General features: G+C 71.7%; 22 protein-coding genes and 1 pseudogene. 13 read left to right on the top strand and 10 right to left on the bottom strand.

Annotation, left to right across the window (positions count from 1 at the left end; all coding sequences use genetic code 11):
- Positions 1-13: 13 nt before the first annotated feature.
- Entirely contained in the window at positions 14-673 is a 660-nt protein-coding gene (gene folE, locus Vqi01_RS16820; protein ID WP_204035782.1) for a GTP cyclohydrolase I FolE, read from the top strand.
- A gap of 84 nt (positions 674-757) precedes the next feature.
- Here the strand turns inward: folE and Vqi01_RS16815 are convergent, their stop codons facing one another.
- Together Vqi01_RS16815 and Vqi01_RS16810 are read right to left on the bottom strand one after the other, a co-directional pair.
- Complete coding sequence (locus Vqi01_RS16815) at positions 758-1,450, bottom strand: hypothetical protein (protein ID WP_204035745.1); 693 nt, start codon at positions 1,448-1,450, stop codon at positions 758-760.
- Complete coding sequence (locus Vqi01_RS16810; RefSeq protein WP_204035744.1) at positions 1,447-4,020, bottom strand: FtsK/SpoIIIE domain-containing protein; 2,574 nt, start codon at positions 4,018-4,020, stop codon at positions 1,447-1,449. Before Vqi01_RS16810 ends, Vqi01_RS16815 begins: the two co-directional genes overlap by 4 nt.
- A 197-nt stretch (positions 4,021-4,217) precedes the next feature.
- Between Vqi01_RS16810 and Vqi01_RS16805 the strand changes: the two genes are divergently transcribed.
- Complete coding sequence (locus Vqi01_RS16805; protein ID WP_204035781.1) at positions 4,218-4,775, top strand: hypothetical protein; 558 nt, start codon at positions 4,218-4,220, stop codon at positions 4,773-4,775.
- A gap of 1 nt (position 4,776) precedes the next feature.
- Here the strand turns inward: Vqi01_RS16805 and Vqi01_RS16800 are convergent, their stop codons facing one another.
- From Vqi01_RS16800 to Vqi01_RS16770, 7 genes are all read right to left on the bottom strand, one after another.
- Entirely contained in the window at positions 4,777-5,376 is a 600-nt protein-coding gene (locus Vqi01_RS16800; protein WP_204035743.1) for a hypothetical protein, read from the bottom strand.
- Between the two features lie 13 nt (positions 5,377-5,389).
- Positions 5,390-6,565 carry a M23 family metallopeptidase gene (locus Vqi01_RS16795; protein ID WP_204035742.1) on the bottom strand — a complete coding sequence of 392 codons (1,176 nt, stop codon included), beginning with the start codon at positions 6,563-6,565 and terminating at the stop codon, positions 5,390-5,392.
- Complete coding sequence (locus Vqi01_RS16790; protein WP_204035741.1) at positions 6,562-7,119, bottom strand: hypothetical protein; 558 nt, start codon at positions 7,117-7,119, stop codon at positions 6,562-6,564. The genes Vqi01_RS16795 and Vqi01_RS16790 overlap by 4 nt, the downstream gene beginning before the upstream one ends.
- Positions 7,116-9,053 carry an MraY family glycosyltransferase gene (locus Vqi01_RS16785; protein ID WP_204035740.1) on the bottom strand — a complete coding sequence of 646 codons (1,938 nt, stop codon included), beginning with the start codon at positions 9,051-9,053 and terminating at the stop codon, positions 7,116-7,118. Before Vqi01_RS16785 ends, Vqi01_RS16790 begins: the two co-directional genes overlap by 4 nt.
- Position 9,054: 1 nt before the next feature.
- Positions 9,055-12,324, bottom strand: a complete 3,270-nt coding sequence (locus Vqi01_RS16780; RefSeq protein ID WP_204035739.1) for an ATP-binding protein — start codon at positions 12,322-12,324, stop codon at positions 9,055-9,057.
- A gap of 97 nt (positions 12,325-12,421) precedes the next feature.
- The gene (locus tag Vqi01_RS16775; protein ID WP_204035738.1) at positions 12,422-12,784 is read right to left on the bottom strand and encodes a hypothetical protein; all 363 of its coding nucleotides are present in this window, start codon (positions 12,782-12,784) and stop codon (positions 12,422-12,424) included.
- A gap of 13 nt (positions 12,785-12,797) precedes the next feature.
- Positions 12,798-13,115, bottom strand: coding sequence for a hypothetical protein (locus Vqi01_RS16770; RefSeq protein WP_189048808.1), 318 nt, complete (start codon positions 13,113-13,115; stop codon positions 12,798-12,800).
- A gap of 342 nt (positions 13,116-13,457) precedes the next feature.
- Here Vqi01_RS16770 and folP point away from each other — a divergent pair, with 342 nt between their 5' ends.
- From folP to Vqi01_RS16735, 7 genes are all read left to right on the top strand, one after another.
- Positions 13,458-14,402, top strand: coding sequence for a dihydropteroate synthase (gene folP, locus Vqi01_RS16765; RefSeq protein WP_239098445.1), 945 nt, complete (start codon positions 13,458-13,460; stop codon positions 14,400-14,402).
- The gene (folB, locus tag Vqi01_RS16760) at positions 14,399-14,764 is read left to right on the top strand and encodes a dihydroneopterin aldolase (RefSeq protein ID WP_204035737.1); all 366 of its coding nucleotides are present in this window, start codon (positions 14,399-14,401) and stop codon (positions 14,762-14,764) included. Before folP ends, folB begins: the two co-directional genes overlap by 4 nt.
- The gene (gene folK, locus Vqi01_RS16755; RefSeq protein WP_204035736.1) at positions 14,761-15,288 is read left to right on the top strand and encodes a 2-amino-4-hydroxy-6-hydroxymethyldihydropteridine diphosphokinase; all 528 of its coding nucleotides are present in this window, start codon (positions 14,761-14,763) and stop codon (positions 15,286-15,288) included. The genes folB and folK overlap by 4 nt, the downstream gene beginning before the upstream one ends.
- Before the next feature lie 29 nt (positions 15,289-15,317).
- The gene (locus tag Vqi01_RS16750) at positions 15,318-15,803 is read left to right on the top strand and encodes a DUF3180 domain-containing protein (protein WP_372444371.1); all 486 of its coding nucleotides are present in this window, start codon (positions 15,318-15,320) and stop codon (positions 15,801-15,803) included.
- 136 nt (positions 15,804-15,939) lie between these two features.
- Entirely contained in the window at positions 15,940-17,160 is a 1,221-nt protein-coding gene (locus tag Vqi01_RS16745) for an ABC transporter permease (protein ID WP_204035734.1), read from the top strand.
- Between the two features lie 64 nt (positions 17,161-17,224).
- Positions 17,225-17,530 (top strand): hypothetical protein, encoded by a 306-nt coding sequence (locus Vqi01_RS16740; RefSeq protein ID WP_204035733.1) that lies wholly within the window; start codon positions 17,225-17,227, stop codon positions 17,528-17,530.
- Positions 17,531-17,605: 75 nt separating this feature from the next.
- Positions 17,606-18,097 carry a hypothetical protein gene (locus Vqi01_RS16735; RefSeq protein ID WP_204035732.1) on the top strand — a complete coding sequence of 164 codons (492 nt, stop codon included), beginning with the start codon at positions 17,606-17,608 and terminating at the stop codon, positions 18,095-18,097.
- Between the two features lie 12 nt (positions 18,098-18,109).
- Here the strand turns inward: Vqi01_RS16735 and Vqi01_RS16730 are convergent, their stop codons facing one another.
- Entirely contained in the window at positions 18,110-19,105 is a 996-nt protein-coding gene (locus tag Vqi01_RS16730) for an ABC transporter ATP-binding protein (protein ID WP_204035731.1), read from the bottom strand.
- 2 nt (positions 19,106-19,107) lie between these two features.
- Between Vqi01_RS16730 and Vqi01_RS16725 the strand changes: the two genes are divergently transcribed.
- The 4 genes and pseudogenes from Vqi01_RS16725 (at position 19,108) to Vqi01_RS16710 (ending at position 23,457) form a co-directional block, all read left to right on the top strand.
- On the top strand, positions 19,108-19,794 hold the full coding sequence (locus Vqi01_RS16725; RefSeq protein WP_204035730.1) for an ABC transporter permease: 687 nt from the start codon (positions 19,108-19,110) through the stop codon (positions 19,792-19,794).
- Positions 19,795-19,843: 49 nt separating this feature from the next.
- Positions 19,844-20,566, top strand: coding sequence for an ABC transporter permease (locus Vqi01_RS16720; RefSeq protein ID WP_204035729.1), 723 nt, complete (start codon positions 19,844-19,846; stop codon positions 20,564-20,566).
- Between the two features lie 4 nt (positions 20,567-20,570).
- Positions 20,571-21,785 (top strand): annotated as a pseudogene (locus Vqi01_RS16715) (ABC transporter substrate-binding protein).
- A gap of 145 nt (positions 21,786-21,930) precedes the next feature.
- Complete coding sequence (locus Vqi01_RS16710; protein WP_204035727.1) at positions 21,931-23,457, top strand: hypothetical protein; 1,527 nt, start codon at positions 21,931-21,933, stop codon at positions 23,455-23,457.
- Positions 23,458-23,475 lie beyond the last annotated feature (18 nt).

The raw sequence follows: 23,475 nt of genomic DNA, 5'->3' as shown, positions 1-23,475 counted from the left end.
TTCCCAGCGGAGGCTGGCCGCCTCATCGACCGAGCCGGACGACGGCCTTGACTACATCGCTGCCCGGTTGGTCAACGGCCGGCTCACCGGGCGACCGGTCGAGGAGACCATGGACCTCACGCGAATCGAGAGGGCGGTCCGCGAGATCCTGATCGCGGTCGGGGAGGACCCGGACCGCGACGGCCTCCAGCAGACCCCGGCCCGGGTCGCCCGGGCGTACGCCGAACTCTTCGCCGGCCTTCGGGTCGACCCGGGCACCGTACTCACCACCACCTTCGAGGCCAACCACGAGGAACTGGTGCTGGTCCGGGACATCGATGTGATGAGCCTCTGCGAGCACCACCTCCTGCCGTTCCGGGGCAGCGCCCACATCGGTTACATCCCCGGTTCCGACGGACGGATCACCGGCCTGTCCAAGCTGGCCCGACTGGTCGAGGTCTTCGCCCGTCGCCCGCAGGTGCAGGAGCGGCTCACCGCCCAGATCGCCGACCTGCTGATGGATCGGCTGACGCCACGCGGCGTGGTGGTCGTACTGGAGTGCGAGCACATGTGCATGGCCATGCGCGGCATCCAGAAGTCGGGCGCCAAGACGATCACTTCGGCGGTCCGGGGCAGCCTGCAACAGGACGCCAAGTCCCGCGCCGAGGCGATGGCGCTGATCATCCCCCGCTGAGCGAGACCGGCGACAGGCCGGGGCGGCGAGGTGGGTCCTGGTCGAGGCTGGCGCCATCCAGGGCGCCCGTGAGGCGGCCGCGACTCACGCGGCGAGCATGGCCAGGACGATCCCGGTGGTGGCCACCACCGCCGGGATCAGGCAGACCAGCGCGCCGAACCGGGGAGTTCGGTCCACCCGGTCCCCGAGCTGGGCCGGGAACAGGCGCCCGACCGCGAGCCAGCCCACGCCGAATGCGACCGCCGGTGCCGGCAGCCCCACCACCAGCGCCAGGACCCTGACCGGGTCGGTGCCGGCGAACACGTGCACCGCCATTAGGAACAGCGGAACGAGCAGCCCCAGCGGCCCGTACACCAGCAGATTGCGCGCCCGCGGCGGCCAATGTGCCACCCGGGGCAGACCGCGAGCGGCGAGCGTGTCGTCGGCGCCCTGCGTCCACCGTCGAGCATCCCGCAGCGCCGCCAGCACGGCCGATGGGCCACCCGACATCGACCTGGTCGCCTCGGTCAGCTCCGGTGGCGTCGGTGCCAGCGAGATCGGGGAAACACCCAGCTCACGCAGCCGGGCCTCCTGCGACGCCAATCGGGTGCGTACGGCGGCCAACTCCTCCCGGGCGGCCTGCACCGTACGGGCCTGCTCGCTCGCGGCGGTCGCCGCGTCCCGGCGTACCCGGTCAAGCTGGCGCGCCGCGGCCAGATAGTCGGCCCACGCGGTCGCCACCGGGTTCTCGGCCTGGATCGGCACGCCGCCGGCGCTCTGAGGCTGGCTTTGCGTCATGCCGATTCCCCGTCCCCGTCCCCGTTTCCGTCCTCGGGCACGTGGTACGGCACCAGCACGACGCCGCGTTCATCCGGGCCGTCCCAGAGCACCATCCGGTCGGGGCGGGGCCGCCACTCCACGGCCCGACCGAACACCGGCGTGAGCTGGGCGCCTGGTACGCCCGCCACCGCCACGGCGGTCAGCTTGTCGACGGTCTCCTCCGGCCCCACCAGCGCCGCGAACGACGGCACCGTACGCCACCAGCCGAGCACGTGCTGCCCGACCGGGGGTCCCTCGTACAACAGCGCTCGCAGCCGCGAGGGCGGCAGCTGCTCCGGCGACGCCACATCCAGCCCGAACACCACCAGGTAGGCCGGCTCACCGGTCTCCAGGCCGGCAAGCAACCCGGCCAGCTCGACCGTCTCCACCGGATGTCGTTCGGCCAGCTCTGCCGCCAGATCGTCGGCCAACGCACGCGTCTCGGCGTCCGGCGCGGCGATCAGGAACCGCGCCGTGCCCGGCGGATGGTGCGCTGCGGTGCTTCGGGCGGCCATCGCCAACAGCCGGGTCCCCTCCGGGCGTGGACCGAGGACGGCGAGGTTCCGCCCCGCGGCTGGTCCGAGCGGCACGGCCACGGTGCTCCGCGCGACATCCACGGCCCGCCCGAGCAGCGCGGCCGGGGCCAACGACCGTCCGGCGAGCGCTTCCCGGTAGCGCGGATCATTGTTCAGCAGCGGGCGGGCATAGCCGGCGAAGACCACCGGCGGCATGGACCCCTTCGCGCGAGCCGCCCAGAGCCGTTGCCGCAGCCGCTCGACCGTCTCCGGGGCGTCCTGCGGATCGGGAAAGCGGACCATCCGCTCGTGGCCCCGGATCGCGCCCCGCGGGCCACCCAGCCCGCCCGCGGTGTTCACCACCGCGCTGCCCACCGGCAGGCCGGCCGCAGCGTCGTTGGTCGGCTCCAACACTGCCCCGCCACCCGGCAGCGCCACCCGCACCGGGAACTGGCCGAGCAGCGAGTCCCGGTACCCACCGTCGCCGCGGGCCCCCAGACCCAGATCGCCGTCGCCGGCCAGGACCAGATGCACACCGTACGCCCGGCCGGCCCGCGCCAGCGCGTCCAACCGGGCGCCGACGTCGGCGGCCAGCCGGTCCCGCTCGGCGAAAAGCAGCGGCAGGTTGTCCACCACGCAGACGATCCGGGGCAGCCCGCGGTGCGCCCTCAGCTCCGCGAAGCGTTGCCCACCGGCGCGGTCGGATGCCTCCGCGCGTCGGTGGACCTCGATGGTCAACTGATCGAACAGGTCGAGCACGTACTCCCGGTCAGCGGCCATCGCCGCCGCCCGGACCTGAGGGATCCAGGACCGGTCCCGCTCGGTCTGCAGAAACTCCGCGAAGGACTCACCCGCGCCGAGATCGATCAGATACAGCGACAGTTCGTCCGGGCCGTACCGGGCGGCGAGACCGAGCATCGCCGTGGTCAGGAAGGTGGCGCGACAGGCCGGTGACCGGCCGCTGACCAGCCAGTGCGGGGCTAGTTCGCTGAAGCCGAGCGATACCGGCCGACCACCGGCGTCGCCGATCGTGGTGCTCAGCCCGTCGCCGGCGTCCGCCTGCCACAGATCCTCCCCGATCGGCGGCAGAAGGTCGGGCAGGGACAGCCGGCTGCCGGCCTCGACCTGCGCCGCGATTCGCCGGCAGACCGCGTCGACCAACTCGGGCGGTGGATCCGGATCGAGGAACACCGGCGAGTTCAACCCGCCGCCGGTGCCCGGGGTGGCGAAGGGAGCGCCGGGCGGGTCGCCCAGCAGCGCGTAACCGGTGCGCATCGCCAACGTCGTGGCCCTGGGCAGCGGTGACCGGTCGGCCGGCAGCCCGCCCGCGAGGATCAGGTGCAGCCCGGCGGCCGGCCCCTGCTCGGCGAGCGCCTCGATCCGAGCCAGCTCGGTCGGCTCGGTCCGGTCCGGCAGCGCGGCTATCATCAGCAGCAGTAACCGGTCGTGCCGGCGGGGGCCGGACGAACCCGGGGCCACCCACCGCTCCGCCTCGGCCAGCGCGGAACGCAGTCCTGCGGGATCGGTGGCAGGTGGAGACAGCACCCCGGCGTCGCCGAGAGCCGCAAACGGCGCCAGGGCCGCCCCAGTCGCGTCCACCACCCGGACCAACAGGGCCCCCGCGGGGGTCGCTGCCAGCAGCCGCAGCAGTACGGCCCGGAGCAGTCCGGCGACCCGCGGATCATGCGCGTCGGTGTCCACCGCCAGGTGACCGGTACCAAGCAGCGGCACCAGGGCGGGGAAGCGGGCGTCGTCCAGCGGTGCGGCGGCGCCGATCCGGACGAAGGACGGTGGGCCTTCCCCCGCCCGGGTGATCGGGTCGAGGACGTCCAGGGCAGTGCCGGCCCAGCCGGGCGCCAGAATTGCAGCTGCGGTGCACAGCCGTTCGGCCAGTGCGTACTGGCGACGCTGGTCGGCGGGGGCAGGGCGGATGTCATCGAGGACCGAGGCCGCTGCCGCCGCCGTCGCGGTGGCTCGGCGGTGCAGCGCGGCGGCACGAAACGTCCGTGCCTTCGGACCGCCCACCGTGTCCACCTCCTCCGCCCGAGGTCGGCACCACTCGCCGGGCAGGAACGACGGTATCCCAGCAGACGCCCTACCCCTGGGATGCGCGGCGGCACTGTGCCGATGTTGTCGTGGATCTCACCGATCGGTGATGGTCCGTCACGATCTGCTGAATCTGGGGCATTGGGTCGATGGCTGACAAGCGATAGCCTCAGGGGGTGGAATCAGTGCCGCCCCCCGCCGGTTCCCAGGTGTCCCGCGTACCGGCGCAACGGACCCCGCCGGAGGAACTGGCCCCGCCCGCGGTCGCACCAGCACCGCAGCGACCCCGCCGGCGGCTTCGGACGGTGCTGATCGTGGTCGCCGGGACACTCGCGGCGTTGTGCCTGGGTGGCGGACTGGTCGGCTACCTTCTCTACGACAAAGCAACCACCCCCGACCGCAGTGCACCCGATGTCGCAGTGGACAACTACCTGCGCGCCTTTCTCGTGGACCGTAACGACGTGCGTGCAAACCTTTTTGTCTGCGAAGGTAAAACAGATCTGGATCAGCTTGACCTGCTTAGGTCTGAGTTGTTTGCCCGCCAAGAGCAATTCGGAACCACGATGTCGGTTACGTGGGGAATGCTTCAGATAGATCAGACGGATAGAGAAGCTGAAGTGCGGGTCGACCTTACATTCACAGCCCAGGTCGATGGCATCAGGCAGACAGACCGGCAGTCGTGGAAGTTCATCACACGGTTGAGCGACGACTGGCGGGTATGTTCTGCAGCAAGGGTCGATTAGCTCATTCCACCCACAGGAGATGGACCGGCACCTCCATAGTGGTTGGTGACTGGCCGCGCCAGGCCCACCGGTACCACTCCAGCTCCGGTGCGACCCGTACGCAGATGTCGCCCTCCGCGCCCGAGTAGGTCTCGGTCACCGCTCGCAGGTCACGGTGCTCGATCGAGCCGATCATGTGCACCACCCGCCGGCCGAGGACCGAGTCGGCCTCGAAGGCCGGCGTCGGTGGCCGATGCGTTGGCGCGTCGAGCGAGACGAGCCGACCACCACCCCCGTCGGCCGCCGTCGTGGTGGTCTGCGAGGCCACCGTCTCGACCCAGACCCGCTCCACCGGCACCAGAGGCGCGAAGACCTCCACCTGGTCGGACTCGGCGCGGTACCACTCGTGTTCCGGGATGACCGGCACGTAGGTACGGCTGTTCTGCACCACCCGCTCATCGGCCCGCAGGTCGCCCCGCCAGCCAAGGCCGGGCAGCCCGACCAGCACCCGTCGGCCGCGCAGCTCGACTCGTCCGGCCGCCGGGAGAACCTCGATAGGGCGAGGTGGCTGCGGAGCCCAGTCTGGCTGGTCGGCGAAGGGATCGGGAAACGGTTCGGTCATGACGTCGCTGGGCTCACCCGGCGCCCTTCAGCGGCGCGCCCTTTGACTGCATGAACGGCACCGGGTCGATTGCGCTCCGGCTGCTGCGATCGCCGTCGGTGTGCACCTCGAAATGCAGGTGCGGCCCGGAGGAGTTGCCGCTGCTGCCCACCTCGCCGATCACCTCACCAGCCTCCACAGTGTCCCCGGCGACGACCCGGGGGCGCTTCACCATGTGACAGTAGCGGGTGACGATGTCTCCGGCGTGCAGCACGTCGACGAACCAACCGCAGCCGCCCTTGCCCGGCCAGCCGTCCACGTTGCAGCTGTGCCGACCCCTCCGGTCCGGATCGCACCGCGAGACCAGGACCCGGCCGGCCGCGGCGACCCGGATCAGAGTGCCCTTCGGGGCGGCGATGTCGACCCCGTTGTGCGCCGGGCGGCTGGCGGTCCGGAAGCCGGAGCCCACGCCACCGGGAATCGGCGCGGTCCAACCGGAGGCGGCGATCTCACCCGACGCGGCGGCGTCGCACACATCCTGTCCGGCGATCAAGGCGGACCGGGCGGCGCCGCCAGCCAGGGCATCGACGATGCGGGCGGCGAGTTCCTCGTGTTTGGCGTACGCGTCCGGGAAGGCACTGATCTGCACCCGCTGGGCGGCCACGGTCAGCGGCAGCTTCTCCCAGCCGGACACCTCGACGAGCTTTTCGTAGAACTTGCGCGACGCGTACTCGGGATTCATCCGCTGGGCGACGGTGCCCCACGACGCTCGTTGCTGGAACAGGCCGACCGAGTCGTGGTCGGCGCCGATGCCTTCGTGGGGGATGTCCCGCGACTCGGCGACCGTGCGGTTGGCGAGATTGAGCAGTCGCGACTCCTGCATCGCGGTCGCCACGGCGATCACCCAGCCCCGGGGCGGGACCTTCATCTCCTGTCCGACCTTGATGATCACGGCCGCGTTGCGGAGCTGACGCTCGCCGTACCGGGCGAAGCGGGGCATCCTGCCGGTCATGTTGACCTCGAAGTCACCGGTGCACTCGATGCTGGCCGGGGTCAGCTGCTGCTCGGCGGCGTCACCGCCCAGTTCGGTGAGGAAGAACGCGCCGGTGCCACCGGTACAGCAGAGGAACGCCAACGCCGCCGTGAGCGCGGCGGCGAGCGCGCCCACCCGGACCGACCGGCGAGGGAGGCTGCTCTCGTCACTACTCATCCCTGCTCCCAGTCCACAGCGTCGACCAGCCACCGGCCGTCGGGTGCCACCAGTTCGAGCCGGAGTTGCCCGGTGTCGAGCGGAATCAGCACCTCCACGAAAACCTCGCTGCGGGCCTGCACGACCACCTCGTCCGTCACCTCGCTGGCCGGCACCCCGCCCGGATCGGCACCGGTGAGCTTGTCACTGAGGGTGGCGGTCGAGAAGGAGCTCAGCCCCGCGTGCCAGTCCTCGGCGGTCAGGCCGGGCCGGCCCAGCCAGGCCGTCGCGAAGCGCTCCGCGACCTGCTCGGGCGTGGCCTCGCCAGGACGGGTGACCGGCGACGGTGTGCTGGTGGTCGAGAGCGCACCGTCGTCACCCGCGGTCGGGTCCACCGTGGTGATCGGCTGCGTTGGCCGGTTGCTCAACCCGGCCGTCGGGTCGCCGCGGCCGGCGACCAGCCGGGCCGCTCCGACCACGCCGAGCACCAGGACGGCGATGCCGGCGGCCAGCCCGATCCGGGAGCGCAGCACCCGGGTGAGCAGGAACTCGATGCCGCGCCGCACCGCAGTCACCGGGCTTCGGAGCGAACCCGGGGCGCCGGCTTCTCCGGTGCCCGCTCGGTTGAACCGGGACGGTAGATGGCGAAGGACGGGTTTTCATCCGGTACGTCCGGCTCGGTCCACGAGGCGGGCTGTCGGCGACGAGGCCGGGGCGCGACGGGGCGGGCTTCGCGGCGTTGCTCCTCCGCCGGGGCGGGCGGGTCGTTGGTCTCCCGGCCGTCCGGGCGCTTCGGCGCCGCTGGCGCGCCGCTCGGTACCGGGTCCGGACGGGCCTCCGGGCGCACCTTCGGCTGCTCGACCACGACCGTCCGGCGCCGCCCCACCCCCGGCTCGGTGGTGCCGCCGGGCTCGGCGACGTCGAGCCGGGCCGCAGTACGCATGTCCCGAAAGAACCGCCGATGCCAGGAACCGGCCGAGCTGACCGCCTCACTGCTGTCCTTACCACCGAGCTGGGTGATCCGTCGATAGGGGCGCAGCAGCAGCCAGCCCACCACCCCGCACAGCCAGACCAGCACCACCTGCAGCCAGCCCGGCAGGGTGGGCGTGCTCGTGATGAGGTCCACCGCGAAGAGGTAGATGGCCGACCCGGTGCCGAAGATCGCGATGTTGAAGAGGGCGGCGACCACCGCGTTGCCCAGCCGGCGCAGGCCGGCGCTGGCCGGTCGGAGCAGACCGATGGTGCCCAGGATCGGCGCGGCGATCACCGCCCATCGGAAGATCAGGAAGCCGAGTAGCACGAGCAGCGACGCGGTCAGGTCGAACATCGCGAAGAGCAGGGCGGCGAGCACCGCGATGAAGCCGGCCCCGACCCGGTCCATGTCCCGGACGCCCTGCAGGTACTCGTAGGCCTCCGGGTCCTCCTGCTTGATCTGGTCCGCCACCGTCATCCACTGCTGCTTCTTGGCATTGATCGTGGCCTCGCGGGTCTGGGGGTTGACCCGGATCTTCTCCGCCTCCTCCCAGGACAACGACTTGGCGTCGTAGAGGGCCGCACCGTACTTGCGGGCGGTCTCGCTGTCGGCCGAACCGAGCACGCCACGCAACCAGTTGCGGTAAAGCATCGACTCGGTGGCGGTGTCGCTCGCCCGGACCGCAGGTGGGCGCTTGTCGGTGCAGGCGTCCGGGTTGGGCATCGCGCAGCGGCCGGGCGGGACGTCCTTCGAGGCCGGTCCGACCGCATCGTGTACGACCCCCAGTGTGGAAACGAGGGCGCCATCGGCGAGGTTGGCGGACTTGACCGGCCAGGCGGCCAGCGCGGTGATCGCCACCATCACCACGAGGGCCCAGCCCGCTGTGGTCATTGCCGTGCTCATGTCGGACTGCCGGGAGCGCCAGAGCAGGTAAAGACCGACCACGCAGAGCGTGACGATGCCGAAGACAGTGAACACCTTCTGGTAGATCGCCTTGGTCGCCTGGTCCACCAGCGGATCCGCCCAACCCCACATGGTTCCCGGGTCCCAGGCGCGCTCCCGCAGGGCGTTCGAGGCACCGATGATCGCCGTGGCGATCATGAACTCCCCGTTGGCGATGGTGTTGGTGAACTTGTAGTCGGGATGCAGCAGGGTGGTCGCGCACCCCGCCTCGATGTTGTAGGTGCTGTAGCTGTAACCGGCGTAGCCGTAGTCGCTGTAGTAGCCCTTCGGCCCGGGCAGCTTGGAGGCCTCCGGCCGGGAGGCGAACCATCCGGCGACGCCGGAGTCCGGCGCCGTCGGCGTCGGAGGATTGCGGCAGGTTGCCTCGGACTCCGCCACCTGCTGAAGCTTGGTCACGCAGGCGCGGAAGTCGACCTGCCACTCCTGCGTCGTACAGAGTTCTGCGGATGCCTGGTACGCGACCGGAGCGGCATACGCGGGTGTGCTGGTGAGGCCGGGCCAACCGATCGTGGCCACGGCGAGAACGCCGAGGGCCAGGAGAAGCGCCGTGATGCGTACCCGGGCCCTCGCCATGTCACGCCTCCATGTCAGGCAGCACGGTCGGCAGCACTCCGGCGGCGGCGGCGACGGCGGCGGGAGTGGTGTCGAGATGATCCAACAGACCGTCCACGTAGGAAACGTCGACCCGTACCTTCTGCACCCGGCCGTCGACATCGCGCATGACGAACTCGCGGAAGCCGAGCCGGTTGGCGGAGGTCGCGTCGGCGGTGGAGAGCGTGGCGAGGGTTGCTTCATACCCGTCATCCACTGGCACGCGCAGCAGTCGAAGCGCCTCGGAGGCGATCTCCTCGTCCTCGGCGATCCGGCCGACGAAGACGGTGGAGACCAGGTTCTGTACGTCGAGACCGAGGATGTCACGGGGATTCTGCGAAGCGACCAGCGCGGCGAGGTTCCATTTGCGGGAGTCGCGAGCGAGCCGGACGAGAAAGGAGCGGCCGGAGCGCCATCCCTCCATGAAGTGCGCCTCGTCCAGGCCGACCAGTTTGCGAGACGACATGGAGCCGCCGTAGCAGCGCCGGACCGCCAGCCGATGCGCGGTGTGCAGCATCGGCAGGGCCAACGACTCCTCGGCTGACCAGTACTCGCGTTCTATCTTCAGGTCGGGTAGCCGGAGGCCGGCCATGGTGATCACCGTCAGCGCCGCGTCCGGGCCGAGCAGCCCGTCCGGCGGGCGGCCGAAGAAGAGCATGGCCAGCGGCATCTCGGCGGTGTCCAGCAAAAGGTTGGCCAGTTCCCGGCCGGCGTCGTCGTCGAGTTGCCCGAGACAGCTGACCACGTCATCCAGGGTGGAGGTTTCTTCGGCGGGCACCTGGCGTACGGCGTGCCGGAACAGGGTGGCGGTCGAGGCCTCGCGGGCAACCTGGGGCGGCACCAGCATCATGCAGATGTCCTGGACCAGCATCCGGCGTTCGGCGCGGGCGTTGGAGACGGCGATCTCGAACTCGCGGTCGCCGGCGGCACCCGCTACGAACTCGCTGCGCAGTGGCGTGGGGATCAGCGAGTACGGCGCCAGGGTGCCGTGTTCCGAGCCGGTCAGGTTCAGCACGCGGGAGTACGGTCGCAGCTCCGGCATCGCGCAGAGTCGGGCCAGCGGGCCGGACGGATCGAGCAGGGTCACCTGCACGCCGCGCCGGGCGGCCAGGTAGCCCAGCGCGCCGAGCAGTGTCGACTTGCCGCCGCCCGGTTCGGCCACGAAGACCGCGAGGCCGGAGCGTTCGCGTACCTCCATCGGAAAGTGGAGATCGAGGAAGACGGGGCGGCGGCAGGTGCCGGCGGTACGACCGATCAGATCGCCACGGCGGTCCCCGACCGTGGATGCGGCCTGCGGTAGCGCCGCTGCCAACAGGGGGACCGGCATCCGCCGGACGTAGCCGGTGTTGGCGATCGGCTCGCCCGGAATGAACTCCCGAGCCAACCAGTCCTGGTTCTTCGGATGTTGCAGCGAAATGCGCAGCTCGCGAGAGTACAGCTGAATAAGCCGGCGGGCCCGTTCCAGGCACTCCTCCCGGGTACGCCCACCCACCGCGATCCGGTGCCAGCCGTGTGCGCGGGCAGAGTCGACCGGCAGGCCCGTGGTCATCTCGTCGCCGATCACCAGTGCCCGCTTGGCCAACCGCTCCAGCTCGGGTGGGGCGTCGATGCCGTGCTCGGCGTAGTCGAGCTGCTGCGACCGGATCATCCTCAGTCGGTGTTCGAGGTTGCGGAAGGAGTCACCGGAGCCCAGGATGTCGACCCGGGTGGAGAGTTCCATCGGCCACGGCAGCCGCTCGTGGAAGTGCAGCCACGGCTCGTGGCGTTCGGGGATCTCCAACGGCTCCATCCGGCCCACGGCGAGCACCGCCACGTGCCGTTCCTCGCCGGTCATCCGGTTGACCAGCTTCACCGTCGAGCCGTACGGGGTGCGGTAGCGTTCCACCTGCTCGGTGAGGGCGAGCAGGTCGCCGCGTTCCCAGCGCCCGTCGGTGATGGGCGAGAGTGCGCCGGGGGGCGCCATGCAGAGCGCCACCGACCGGTAGAGCAGCCATTCCAGTTCCTGTGCGGTGACCCGTCGCCCACGCATGCCGAACGCGCCCAACACCTCGTCGAACTGCTCGACGGTGCGGCCCAGCTTGCGCCGCTCGCCCTCGGCGACGCCCCGTCCGAAGGTGCGTAGCACCCGTTCGGTGAGCGAGTCGCCGAGCGAGCGGCGGGCAAAGGTGACGCCGAGATAGGTCTGGCCCTCTGCGTGGTTGACCGAGAGCAGGTGCCGCTGTGCGGCCACGAGGTGGTCGGCCCAGCCGGTCGTGCCCGGCACGTCCGGCAGCGGTGCGGCGGTGTTGGCGTCGATGGTGCGGGCCCACTCGTCGGCCGGGAAGGGCCGGGTGGTGCGGCGCAGGTGCAACCGAAAGCCCGCCAGGCCGGCGTACTGCTCGGAGATCGCCGAGAGCAGCGCCTCGCGTTCCGCGTCCGGCCGGAAGGCCCAGCGGACCTCGGGCAGCCAGTACCAGGCGGTGACGGTGTTGGGGGTGAAGGTCAGATGGCCCGCGATCTCGGTGATGGCCAACTCGACCGCCGGGTCACGATCCCCGAACTTGATTTTCGGCGGCCGGACCCGGGTGGGTTTGACGGGTCGGTCGCGGCGGTCGACCGAACGCTGCCGGGGTGGGGTGGCGGCACGGGCGGCCGGTTCAGCGGTCCGAGCTGGGATGCCGGCCGCCCGGGCACCTGTGCCGTCCGGGGCCTTGGCGGGCGGGCCGGCGTCCGGCCGCCGGTCGCTGGCCGGCACCGGCGTCGGCGCGGGGGGCGGGGATGGCACCCGGAACGAGGGCGGAGCGCCCGGGCCGACGACCGTGCCGGCGTCGTCCACCCGCCGGCCGGCTGATGCCGCGGACGCCGGAACGGGCTGCGCGGGCACCGCAGGCGGTGCTGGCCGCCGGGCCGGCGGTGCCGGCCCGGCGGGGCCCGCCTGCTGAGGCAGGGCGCGGGTAGGACCGTTGGTCCGGTTGGCGGAAGCCGAGCGGGCGTACGCCCCACCGAACAGGTCCAGGAAGGGTGAGTCGATGTCGGCACCGTCGCGGGTGGACGGGGAGACCGGCGCGGACTCGGCCGTCGCCGCTCGGCGCGATGCCGGACGGGGTGCCTGGAAGACACCGACGCTGCCGTGCCCAGGGGTGGTGGCGAGGGCCGGATCCAGGGTGGCGTCGTCGAGCTCACCGGATTGGGGGTAGTCGAACGAACGCGCACGGTGACCGCGTGGTGCGGCCGGGCGTCCGGCCGGAGATCCCGGCGTAGGGGAGGGGCTCATGCGATCGCCCTGCCCGCATCCGCCGACGGTGTGGGGCGGCCGTGCTCCCCGAGGTCTACCGACGACCTCTTGGGCGGCCCGTACGGCGTGCAGCCGGTCATGCCAGTTCCTCCCGGATCCTGATCCCGCTGCCGACCAGGCGCGGATCGCGCTGCTCGGCGGCCGGCTCCCGGGTGCGTCGCCAGTCGGTCAGCGCGGTACGGATCACCATGCGCGCCGGCCGATCAGGGTCGACGTACCGGAAGACGAACGAGGTGGTCACGATGGCGAGGGCGATCTCCCACGCGGGGAAGAACTCGACCTGCAGCGTGAACAGCCAATGGATGAACATGTAGAGGGGAACAAGCAGGATGAACAGGCCGTACTGGGCGTACGGCAGGTGGACCGGAAGGGTGTAGCCGGGCGGCCCGAGGTAGACCAGGCGGGCCCGGTAGATGTCGTCGTCGGTGCGTAGCCGCATCTCGTGCCCGCGCCTACTGGAAGATCAGGTTGATCAGGAAGTCACCGATGAAGAAGAGGGTGGCTGCCCCGGCGATGAAGGCCAACCCGACGATCGCGATGGCGGAGCTGGTCAGCACCTTGGAGATCTCGCCCCGGCTGGCACGGCCGATGAAGATGACGCCCAGCACGGCCAGTAGGATCGGTGCGATCTTGCTGGCGAAGAAGGTGACGACGCCCTCTGTGTTGATCCCCTTCGGCTCTTCGGCGGCGAGCGGGATCGACGACGCCACGGAGGAGAGCAGGTGGAGGGCGTTGGTGGACGCCGTTTCCATCAGCTCGATGGCGATCACTGGAACCTCCCCAAGTCGCGGCCGGCGGCGCCGCGGTGGTGCAGTAGGTAAGCCTGACGGGATTGATGCGCACGCCTGCAGTGGCCAAGACCCTGCGTGCGTCGCTCGCCACGGAAGGTGGCGATTTCTGGGCGAATTCTCCCGCTTCGGCCCTCCTTGACCGCGTCACCATCTCGATGCCGGGCAATTCCACAGCGTACGGGCCGCCCTCCTTTGCGACAAGCCGCGAAGAGGCTGCCCGATTCGACCCGGACGACCGATCGTACACCTGTTCCAAATCGCATGTCAGGGCCTTCGACCCGGGCTGCCCGACGTGGTCGAGGGGACCGGTACCGTCTAGTCGTGACCGATCTGGTACGGGCCCCGGCCCCGGTGGTGATGGGCGTCCTGAACGTCACGCCCGATTCGTTCTCCGATGGCGGACGCTACGCCGACGTCGATGCCGCCGTCGCACACGGAGTGCGGCTGCGTGCCGACGGAGCCGGGTTGGTGGATGTGGGTGGAGAGTCGACCCGCCCCGGCGCCGATCGCGTCGACGCCGAGACCGAAACTGCCCGGGTGCTGCCGGTGATCCGGGAGCTGACCGCGGCCGGCGTGCCGGTCAGCATCGACACCACTCGCGCCCGGGTCGCCGAGGCGGCCCTCGCGGCCGGCGCGGTCGTGGTCAACGACGTCTCCGGCGGCCTGGCCGATCCGCACATGGCCCGGGTCGTCCGGGACGCCGGCTGTCCCTGGGTGCTGATGCACTGGCGGGGCCACTCCCGGCAGATGAGCGAGCTGGCCAGCTACCGCGATGTGGTCGCCGACGTACGTGCCGAACTCGATCAGCGGGTGGAGGCGGCGCTCGCCGCCGGGGTGGCCGCGGACCGCATCGTCATCGACCCGGGTCTCGGCTTCGCCAAGACGGCGGCACACAACTGGCAGCTCAGCGCCCGGCTCCCCGAACTGCTGGAGCTGGGCTACCCGCTGCTGTTCGGGGCGAGCCGCAAGTCGTACCTCGGTCTGCTGCTGGCCGGGCCCGACGGCACGCCGCGTCCCATCGGCGGGCGGGAAGCGGCCACCGTCGCCACCAGCCTGCTCGCCGTTGCCGCCGGCGCCTGGGGGGTGCGCGTGCACGACGTGCGCGCGACCGCCGACGCGCTCGCCGTCTGGCAGGCCACCGGCCGCCCGCAGCTGGCCTGGCCGCCCGCTGCCAGGCAGGTCGGGGCAATCGCGCCGGACGCCGTGGCCGTCGGCGTCGCACCCGGCCCCGCAGATCAACGGACTGACCGGGGGGTACGGCGGTGACCGATCGGATCGAGCTGACCGGCCTGCGGGCGCACGGCCGGCACGGGGTGTACGACTTCGAACGCGCCCGGGGGCAGGAGTTCGTCGTGGACGCCGTACTGGAGTTGGATCTCACCTCGGCCGCCCGGTCCGATGACGTGGCCGACACCGTGCACTACGGCGAACTGGCCGACCGTCTGGTCGCGGTGGTCACCGGCGAGCCGGTGAATCTGATCGAGACCCTCGCCGATCGGCTGATCGAGGTCTGCCTGGCCGATCCCCGGGTGTCCGGCGCGACGGTCACCGTGCACAAACCCGAGGCACCGGTTGCGCACGCCTTCACCGACGTCGCCGTCACGATGCGTCGGACGCGGACCCGATGACCCGCGCCGTGCTCTCTCTCGGCAGCAACCTCGGCGACCGGCTCGGTCACCTGCGTACCGCCCTGGCGGCGTTCGGTGACAGCGTGCTGGTGGTCTCGGGGGTGTACGAGACCCCGCCGTGGGGCGACACCGAGCAGCCGGCGTACCTGAACGCGGTGCTGTTGGCCGCGGACCCGGCGGCCGGCCCGTACGACTGGTTGGCGTTGGCCCGGGCGGCGGAGCAGGCCGCGGGCCGGGTCCGGGACCCGCGACGGCGGTTCGGGCCCCGCACGCTCGACGTTGATGTCGTCGCGGTGTGGACCGAGGACGACCGGCCGGTGCTCAGCGACGACCCGGAGTTGATCCTGCCGCATCCGCGGGCGCATCTGCGTGCCTTCGTGCTCCGGCCGTGGATCGACATCCAACCCTACGCTCAGCTGCCGGGGCATGGTTGGCTGACCGACCTGCTGACCTCCGGCCCGGCCGCCGCCGAGGTCACGGAACTGCGCCCGCGACCGGATCTGCCGTTAGAGTCGGGAGCATGACGCAGTCCCCACCTCCCGACGGGCCGCGGATGGGACCGACCCGCATCTCGACCCTGGTGGTGACCGCCCTGGCCGCCGCGGCGGCCGCCTGGTTGCTGATCAGCAGTTTCTACTACAACCAGCTGCCCCCGCTGCCGTGGCTTCCGGTGGTCACCCTGGCCGGCCTCGCGGTGCTGGAGGCGTACGCCGCGATCAACACCCGAGGGCGGATCGAACGTCGGCCCGGTCGTGACCCCGTGAACCCGCTGATGGTGGCCCGCTTCGTCGTGCTGGCCAAGGCGTCCGCCCTGGTCGGGGCAATCTTCGCCGGCTTCTACGCGGGGCTGACCGGCTGGTTGTTCGTGCAGACCACGCGGGCCGCCGGCGAGGACCGCCCCGCCGCCCTCGCCGGCGTGCTGGCCTCGGTCGCCCTGGTCGCCGCCGCGCTCTGGCTGGAGCGGTCGTGCCGAGTCCCGGAGCGGCCGGAGGACGAGCACGAGCCCGACGACCGGGAAACCCGCCCGGGCCGGCGGTAGGCGTCCGACACCCACTTCCAGGGGGTTACGGCCCGGCCGGAAGCGTGGGTACGGTGCCTGCGACCGGAAGGCGACGGCCGCCGCGGTCCGCCCGCACGTCGGTGCTGTCCGGGGCGGCCGCTGGGAGGCAGGAATCATGGGCTACGACGAATCGGGCCGGAAAGGCCCGCCGGAGCCGACCTCCGCGGTGCCCGGCGATGTGGCGGACACCACGCTCGTCGACGACTTGCAGGACGGCGAGCCGGGCCGGGATCGGTTCGGTGTCCATGTGCTCTGGGAGACGCTTCTGCTGCTCGGGTTCGGTGCCCTGATGTATCTGGTCTGGCAGGAGAATCCGGCGACGTTGCGGGGCAGTGGGCTCCGCGCCCTCATCATCGACGTGGTCGGTCTCGGCCTGTTGGCGATGGCCGCCGGGCTGAGTCTGCGTACCGCCGCGGTGAATCTCGCGATCGGGCCGGTGGCGGTCGCGGCCGGGCTGCACTTCGCCGAGCAGAGCGACCGGGGTCTGCTCGTCGCCGTCGGTACGGCCGCCGTGGTCGCTGCGGGCGGTGGGCTGCTGCTGGGGCTGGTCGTCGTGGTGCTGCACGTGCCGGGCTGGGCGGCCAGCCTGGGCGGCGCGGTCGGGGTCGTCGTCTACGTCGAGCAGCGTTCCGCGCCGGTGCTCGTGCAGGGGGACCACGATCCGCGCAGCATCGCCGGGCAGCTCTTCGTCGGGTTCGCCGCGATCGCGGTCATCGGTGGGTTGTTCGGGGCGATGGGGCCGATTCGTCGGCTGGTCGGTCGATTCCGTCCGATCGCCGACCCGGCACGGCGGCGTGGGGTGGCGGCGGCCGTCGTCACCACCGGCGCGTACGTCTGCTCCACTGTGCTGGCGATGCTCGCGGGTGCGCTCGTCGCTTCGGCCGACGGCGCGGTGGCGCCGGCCGCCGGGCTCGACTGGACGGTGCTGGCGGTAGGCGCCGCCCTGCTCGCCGGCACCAGCGCCTTCGGTCTGCGGGGCGGCGTGTTCGGCACGCTCCTGGCGGCCGGCGCGATCGGCCTGTTCTTCGCGTACGCACAGCTGCGTGGCTGGACGGTGAGCCGCTGGGCGGTCGGTGGTGTGGCACTTGCCGCCGGGCTGGTCGTCACCCGGCTCGTGGAGACGTACGGCCGACCGGCGCCGGGACGGACGGTGCGGCCGGCGCCGCCACCGGACGGCGACGCGGCGAACGCCGGCGGGTGGGCGTTGCCACGATCGGAGCCGGTCGGCGACTGGCCGCCCGTTCTGCCCAGCCAGCCGACCGGCGGCGCGGCCGATCCGTGGTGCACCCGTCGGTGGGAGACCGGATCACGGACCTGGGACGCCGACGACCGGTGACGGTTGGCTCGCCGCCGGTGCGTCGTCGGCGAGCCGGGCTGATCTCGCCGGTTAGGCTCGGCGCATGACCGACGCATCATCGATTTCCGGGGGCCGGTCCTTCGAGGAACTGGACGTCCTTTCCACGGAGGAGCTACGCGAGCGGGCGTTCGCGTTGGCCCGGGAAAACCGTGACGTGGGGTTCTTCTGGTCGGTGCTGCGTCACCTGCCGAACGCCGACGAGGCCGCCGCGCTCGACGGGGCCCCGAACTCGGTCGGACCGACGATCGACGAGGCGGTCGCGTTGTGGCGGGAGATGACCGGTCACGGCTACGAGGAGTCCGCCCCGCTGCTGCGGGCCGCCTTCATCGACTACCTGATGCGGCACTGACTGCGACGCCCGACGTAGCACCATAAATCGCACAACGCGTTTGCCCATGTCGATCCGCTGGGAACTAGCGGGGCCATGGCTCTCACCAATCGTTACAAGTCCGCACCGGGCGCCGGCACGCTCGCCGCGCTCATCCTCGTCCTGGTCTTCGGCAGCCCGTGGTACGCCGACTGGGCCAGGAACAACACCGATCCGGACAGCGCCAGCGGGTGGTTCCTGAGACTGCTCGCCTGGCCGGCCTGGCGATTCGACTCGTCCGACTCGATCCAGGAGATCTTCGCCGCGGATCTGAAGGCGATCCTCGTGGTGGTCCTGACCTTCGTCTTCCTGTATCTCCTTCCGGGCTTCCAACTCGCCCGCGCCCGGGGCACCCTCAGCCAGTTCTTCGCCGGCTGGGCGGCGTACGTCTTCGCGGGAGCCTTCGCGGCCCTGCTCACCGCACTGATCCGGACCAACCCGTCGCTGCTCGGCGCCTTCCAGGCCGCTGGCGACGGTGCGGCGTACGGGCTCTTCACCGGCTGGATCATCGGTATCGCGACCCTGGGTGGCTACCGGGGACGCCGCTGATTCGCCGGCTGCTCAGACGGGTGGCTCGGCCAGCGCCAGGACGCGTTCCCGGCGGAGCAACCCGACCGGCTGGCCCTCCGCGGTGACCACGGCGTGACCGGTGGGCGAGGTGAGCAGCACGGCCAACGCGTCGTACGCCGAGCCGCCCAGCGACACCGCCGGCAGTTCCGCGCCGCCGTCGGCGGGCAGCGGTTCGAGTACCTCCCGGGTGACCGGGGTGACCGCGAGCCGACGGATGCCCCGGTCGGCGCCGACGAACTCGCGGGCGAAGGGGGTGGCGGGGGCACCGAGCAGGGCCGCCGGGGTGTCGTACTGTTCCAGCCGGCCGCCCTCGGAGAGCACCGCGATCCGGTCGCCGAGCCGGACGGCCTCGTCCAGGTCGTGGGTGACCAGCACGATGGTCTTGCGCACCTCGGCCTGCAAGCGCAGGAACTCCTCCTGAAGGCGGGCACGCACGATCGGATCGACGGCGGAGAACGGCTCGTCCATCAGCAGCACCACCGGATCGGCGGCGAGTGCCCGGGCCACGCCGACCCGCTGCCGCTGGCCGCCGGAGAGCTCGTGCGGGTAGCGCCGGCCGAACTGCCCCGGATCGAGGCCGACCAACTCCAGCAACTCCCCGACGCGATGCCGGGCGCGATCGGCGGACCAGCCGAGCAGGCGGGGCACCGTGGCGACGTTCGCGGCCACTGTCTGGTGGGGGAACAGCCCGACGTTCTGGATCACGTAGCCGATCTGCCGCCGCAGTCGCACCGGGTCGACCCGGGTGACGTCGGCGTCCCCGAGCAGGATCCGGCCGCTGGTCGGTTCGATCAGCCGGTTCACCATCCGCAACACGGTCGACTTACCGCAGCCGGATGGGCCGATCAGCACGACCAGTTCGCCCGCGTCGACGTGCAGGCTGAGGTCGCGGACCGCCTCGGTGCCGTCCGGGTAACGCTTGCCGATGCCGTCGAGGGTGATCGAGGCTGCGCGCCGACCATCGTCGGCGGCCGGGGTACCGTCCACGTGTGTCCTTCCGCCTGAGTTACCGGGCCGACCCGGGTAACCCGTGGTTTTCCTGGCAGTACCTGCGGGACAACTCTGACACGGTGGTGGCGGCGCTGCGTGACCACACCACGCTGACCCTGCGGGCGGTGTTGATCGCCGCGCTGGTCGCCGTTCCGCTGGCCGTGCTTGCGTACTGGTACCGGCCGCTCACCGGGCCGATTCTCGCACTCACCGGGCTGCTCTACACGGTCCCCTCCCTGGCCCTGTTCGCGTTCATCGCGCCCTACCTGGGCATCGGCGTCGCGACCGTGCTCAGCGTCGTGGTGCTGTACGCGCTGCTGGTGATCGTGCGGAACACCGTCGCGGGGCTCAACCAGGTGCCCGCCGAGGTTCGGGAGGCGGCCGAGGGGATGGGGTATGGCCGCTGGGGCCGGCTGCTGCGGGTGGAACTTCCGCTGGCCCTGCCCGGCATCCTCACCGGCCTGCGACTGGCAACGGTCTCGACGGTGGCGCTGGTCACGGTCGGGGTGGTGATCGGGCGCGGAGGGCTTGGGCAGATCATCTTCGCCGGTTTCCAGAACAACTTCTACAAGTCGCAGATCATGACCGGGACACTGCTCTGCGTACTGCTGGCCCTGGTGCTCGACCTGCTCCTGGTCGGCGTCGGCCGGCTGCTCACCCCGTGGCTGCGCGGGCGGGCCGGATGAGCGGCAGGACAGGCGGCGGTCAGCGCGGCGCCAGCCGTCGGAGGCCGCGATGAATCCGGTACGACAGGCGCTGCTCTGGCTCAACGATCCGCTGAACTGGACGAACCCGGGCGGCATCCTGGATCGGATCGGCGAACATGTGAGCATCTCGGCCGCCGCGGTGCTGCTCGGCTGCCTGGTGGCCTGGCCGCTCGGCCTCTGGCTCGGCCACGCCGGGCGCGGGGGCGGGTTGGTCGTGCTCGTTTCCAACCTCACCCTGGCGGTGCCCACGCTGGCCCTGCTGACCATCCTCCCGCTGACGTTTCTCGGCTTCGGCCGCCCGGCCGTGGTGGTCGCGCTGGCGGTGTTCGCGGTGCCACCGCTACTGGCGAACGCGTACACCGGAGTGCGGCAGGTCGACCCGGAGATTCGGGACGCGGCCCGGGGCATGGGCATGACCGGGACGCAGGTGCTGCGGCGGGTCGAGTTGCCGCTCGCCGTGCCCTACCTGGCCGCCGGCTTCCGCACCGCGGCGGTCCAGGTGGTCGCCACGGCGGCGCTGGCGACCTTCGTCAACGGCGGCGGCCTGGGCGAGATCATCCGACTGGGCTTCGGTCTGAGCATCGCCGTGGGCGGTGGTCAGATCCTCGCCGGCGGGCTGCTGGTCGCCGGGCTCGCCCTCAGTGTGGAGCTGCTCTTCGCGTTCGTCGAGCGGCTGGTCACCCCTCGTCAGCTGCGCCGGGCCCGACGCGGTGCCGGCCGCCGCGCCGTGGACGCGATCACCGGATCCTGACCCGATCGGACACGCCGGCCATGGTTGGCCGCCGGCACGAGAGGGTGGGCGGTGCGGCCGGCCGGATGGTGACGGTCCGGTGACGAATTCCGGCAGAAAGTTGTCGGTGGCCGCCGGCACGATGTTGGGTGGAAGCCGCGGGCAGCCGGAACGGGCATCGCCCGTCGGACACGCGGCCGGCCCGGACGGGTCGCGCCGGGACACGGAAGGCGGGCTCATGCACCCAGGTAGAAGACTGTCCATCGGCCTCGTCGGTGCCATCGCCGCAGCAAGTGTGCTGGCCGGGTGTGGCGAGGCCGGTTCCTCCGGCACGGAGGCACCGCGACAGGCCGCTTCCGGTGCGGGGTGCGCCCCGGTGGCCGGGCAGCAGCTCGTCGCGCTCGAGGACGACAAGGCTCTGCAGCATGCCGACAACGTGATCGCGGCGATCCACAGCAAGGTGGTCACGCCGCAGCTCATCGCGGCGCTCGACAAGGTCTCCGCCGTGCTCGACACCCCGAAGCTCGTGCTGCTCAACAAGGCGGTCGACGAGGACCGGAAGAGCGCCCAGGCGGCGGCGCAGGAGTTCGCCACCGCCAACGGGCTCACCGATGGTGTCGAGCGAGGGCCGGGCGGGCGGCTCACCGTCGGGGCCGGGAACTTCACAGAGAGCGAGATCATCGCCGAGCTTTACAAGATCCAGCTGACCGCCGCCGGTTACCAGGTCACCGTCCAGCAGATCGGCAACCGCGAGCTGTACGAGCCGGCGCTGGAGAAGGGCGAGATCCAGGTCGTCCCGGAGTACGCGGCCACCCTGGCCGAGTTCCTCAACGGCAAGGTGAACAGCGGCGGCCAGCCGGTTTCCTCGTCCGACGTGGACGCCACCGTCACCGCGCTGCGCGGCCTCGGCGAGAAGGTGGGTCTGACCTTCGGCGCGCCGGCCGCCGCGCAGAGCCAGAACGCCTTCGCCGTGACCGAGGAGTTCGCCGAGAAGTACGGCGTGCGGACACTGTCCGAGCTGGCCGAGAAGTGCTCGGGCACGGCGACCGTGCTGGGCGGCCCGCCGGAGTGCCAGCAGCGTCCGTTCTGCAAGCCGGGCCTGGAGCAGACCTACGGGCTCGAAGTGGGCTCTTTTTCCTCGCTCGACCAGGGCGGTCCACTGACCAAGACCGGCCTGCGCAACGGGGAGATCAGCGTCGGGCTGGTCTTCTCCACCGACGCGGCGTACGCACAGAGCTGAGTCGATGGCGCCCCCGGCCGAGTTGCCCGGGGGCGCCACGTCATAGCTGGTCGGAGTGCCTGCTCCGAAAGACCGCCAAACTCTTTTTCATCACCTGCCGCGGGACCGTTCCCAGCCACCTCAACTCTCGGTAGGCTGCGGACCCATGCCCGCCCCGGTACCCGCCGATCCGCGCAGCAAGCGACTACTCACCGCGCTCTTCTGGGGCGGTGTGGCCCTGGCTCCGGTGGCGGCGCTGATCCTGCTGGTCGCCGAAGGCAACGGTCCGTTGCGGTTCGCTGCGGTGCTGGCGATCATGGCCGTGGTGTTGATCGGGCTCTCCATCGCGCTGCGCACCGAGGGCGGGGCCGGCCACGCCGATGAGCTGCGGGAGGAGCTCGACGAGCTGCGGCGGGAACTGCGCGGTGAGATTGTCGCCGCCGCCCAGCGCGGCAACCAGGCACTTGATGAGGCTCAACGGGTTCAGGAGGCGCTGGCCGGGCTGCGGCGCCAGGTCGACGCCGGCGGAGCCGGTCCGGTTGCCGGTGGCGAATCGCCCGGTGCGGGCCGCGCCCGGGTGGCGGCACCGGAGCCGGAGACGCCGCCGGGCTACGCCGAGCGACCCGCCGGGCCGGCCGGGGTGTACGCTGCCGCCCCGGCCGGTGGCCACGGAGCCGGCCCGGGCGGCGAATACGAGGATGAGCAACCGGGCATCGGGTACGCCGCTGGCCGTCCGCCCACGGGCCATGCCGGTGATCGACCGGTCAGCGGCTCCGCCGGGGTCTACGGCTCGGGCGGCCGCCCAGAGCAGGACAACCGCTCGGGCGACCCGGCACCACGTCCGCTCGGCGTGGTGCGGCACACCGAAACCGTGCACGTGACCACCCGGCAAACCATCGTGGACGGTGGGGTGGGCGAGTCCGGCTCGCGTTACGGCGGCTACGCGGCACCGCGGTCGGACTCCCGGAGCGAGCGCCCCTGGCCCGGCCAGCGCGAGACCTGGTCCGCGCCGCGGGATGACCATGACGCCTACCGCGATGATCGCGCGGCACACCGGGACGACCGTGACTGGGGAGCGCCGCGCGACGAGCCGGGCTGGGATGACGGCGGACAGCAGTGGGACGCCCCGGCCGAACCGGCTTCGCCCGGTCGGCGGCAGCGGCCGGACGACAGCGGCGAGTACTGGGCACAAATGCGGGCCGGCGACCGGTGGGCGGCGGTACGCGACGATGATCAGGGGCGCGAGCTGCGCGTCGGTGAACGCCGCGCCGAGGTGCACGCCGACCCCACCGGCACCGAGTACCGGGTGGCGGACCGCTGGGCGAGCGTGCGCCGCGACGAGCCACGGCGCGCCGCCGAAGGCGACGAGGGTTGGCGTGAAGGCTGGGGCGAGCCGGAGCACCGCCCGGCGCTGCCCGCCGGTGGGGTGCCGGTGCCGCCGGAGTGGCGGCCACCCCGCCAACGTGGGTATCAGCCGGAGCCGGCGCGCGAGTACCAGCCCGAACCGACGTACGGGTACTCGCCGGAGCCGGCGCGCGGCTATCCACCGGAGCCGCCGGTCCGTGGGTACCCGCCATCCGAGGCGGCGCGGGGCCCGCGTCCGGAGCACGAGCCGTACGGCCGCCGGCACCACGCCGAGGAGTCCGGCTACGGCCATTCGGGCCACGACGGCGCCCGGAACCGCTGGCGCTGACCCGGCCTGGTCACGGCA

It is taken from the genome of Micromonospora qiuiae (assembly GCF_016863555.1).
Classification (GTDB): Bacteria; Actinomycetota; Actinomycetes; order Mycobacteriales; family Micromonosporaceae; genus Micromonospora; species Micromonospora qiuiae.
Note: the sequence above shows the minus strand (reverse complement) of the source record. Positions and strands in the feature narration are given on the sequence as shown.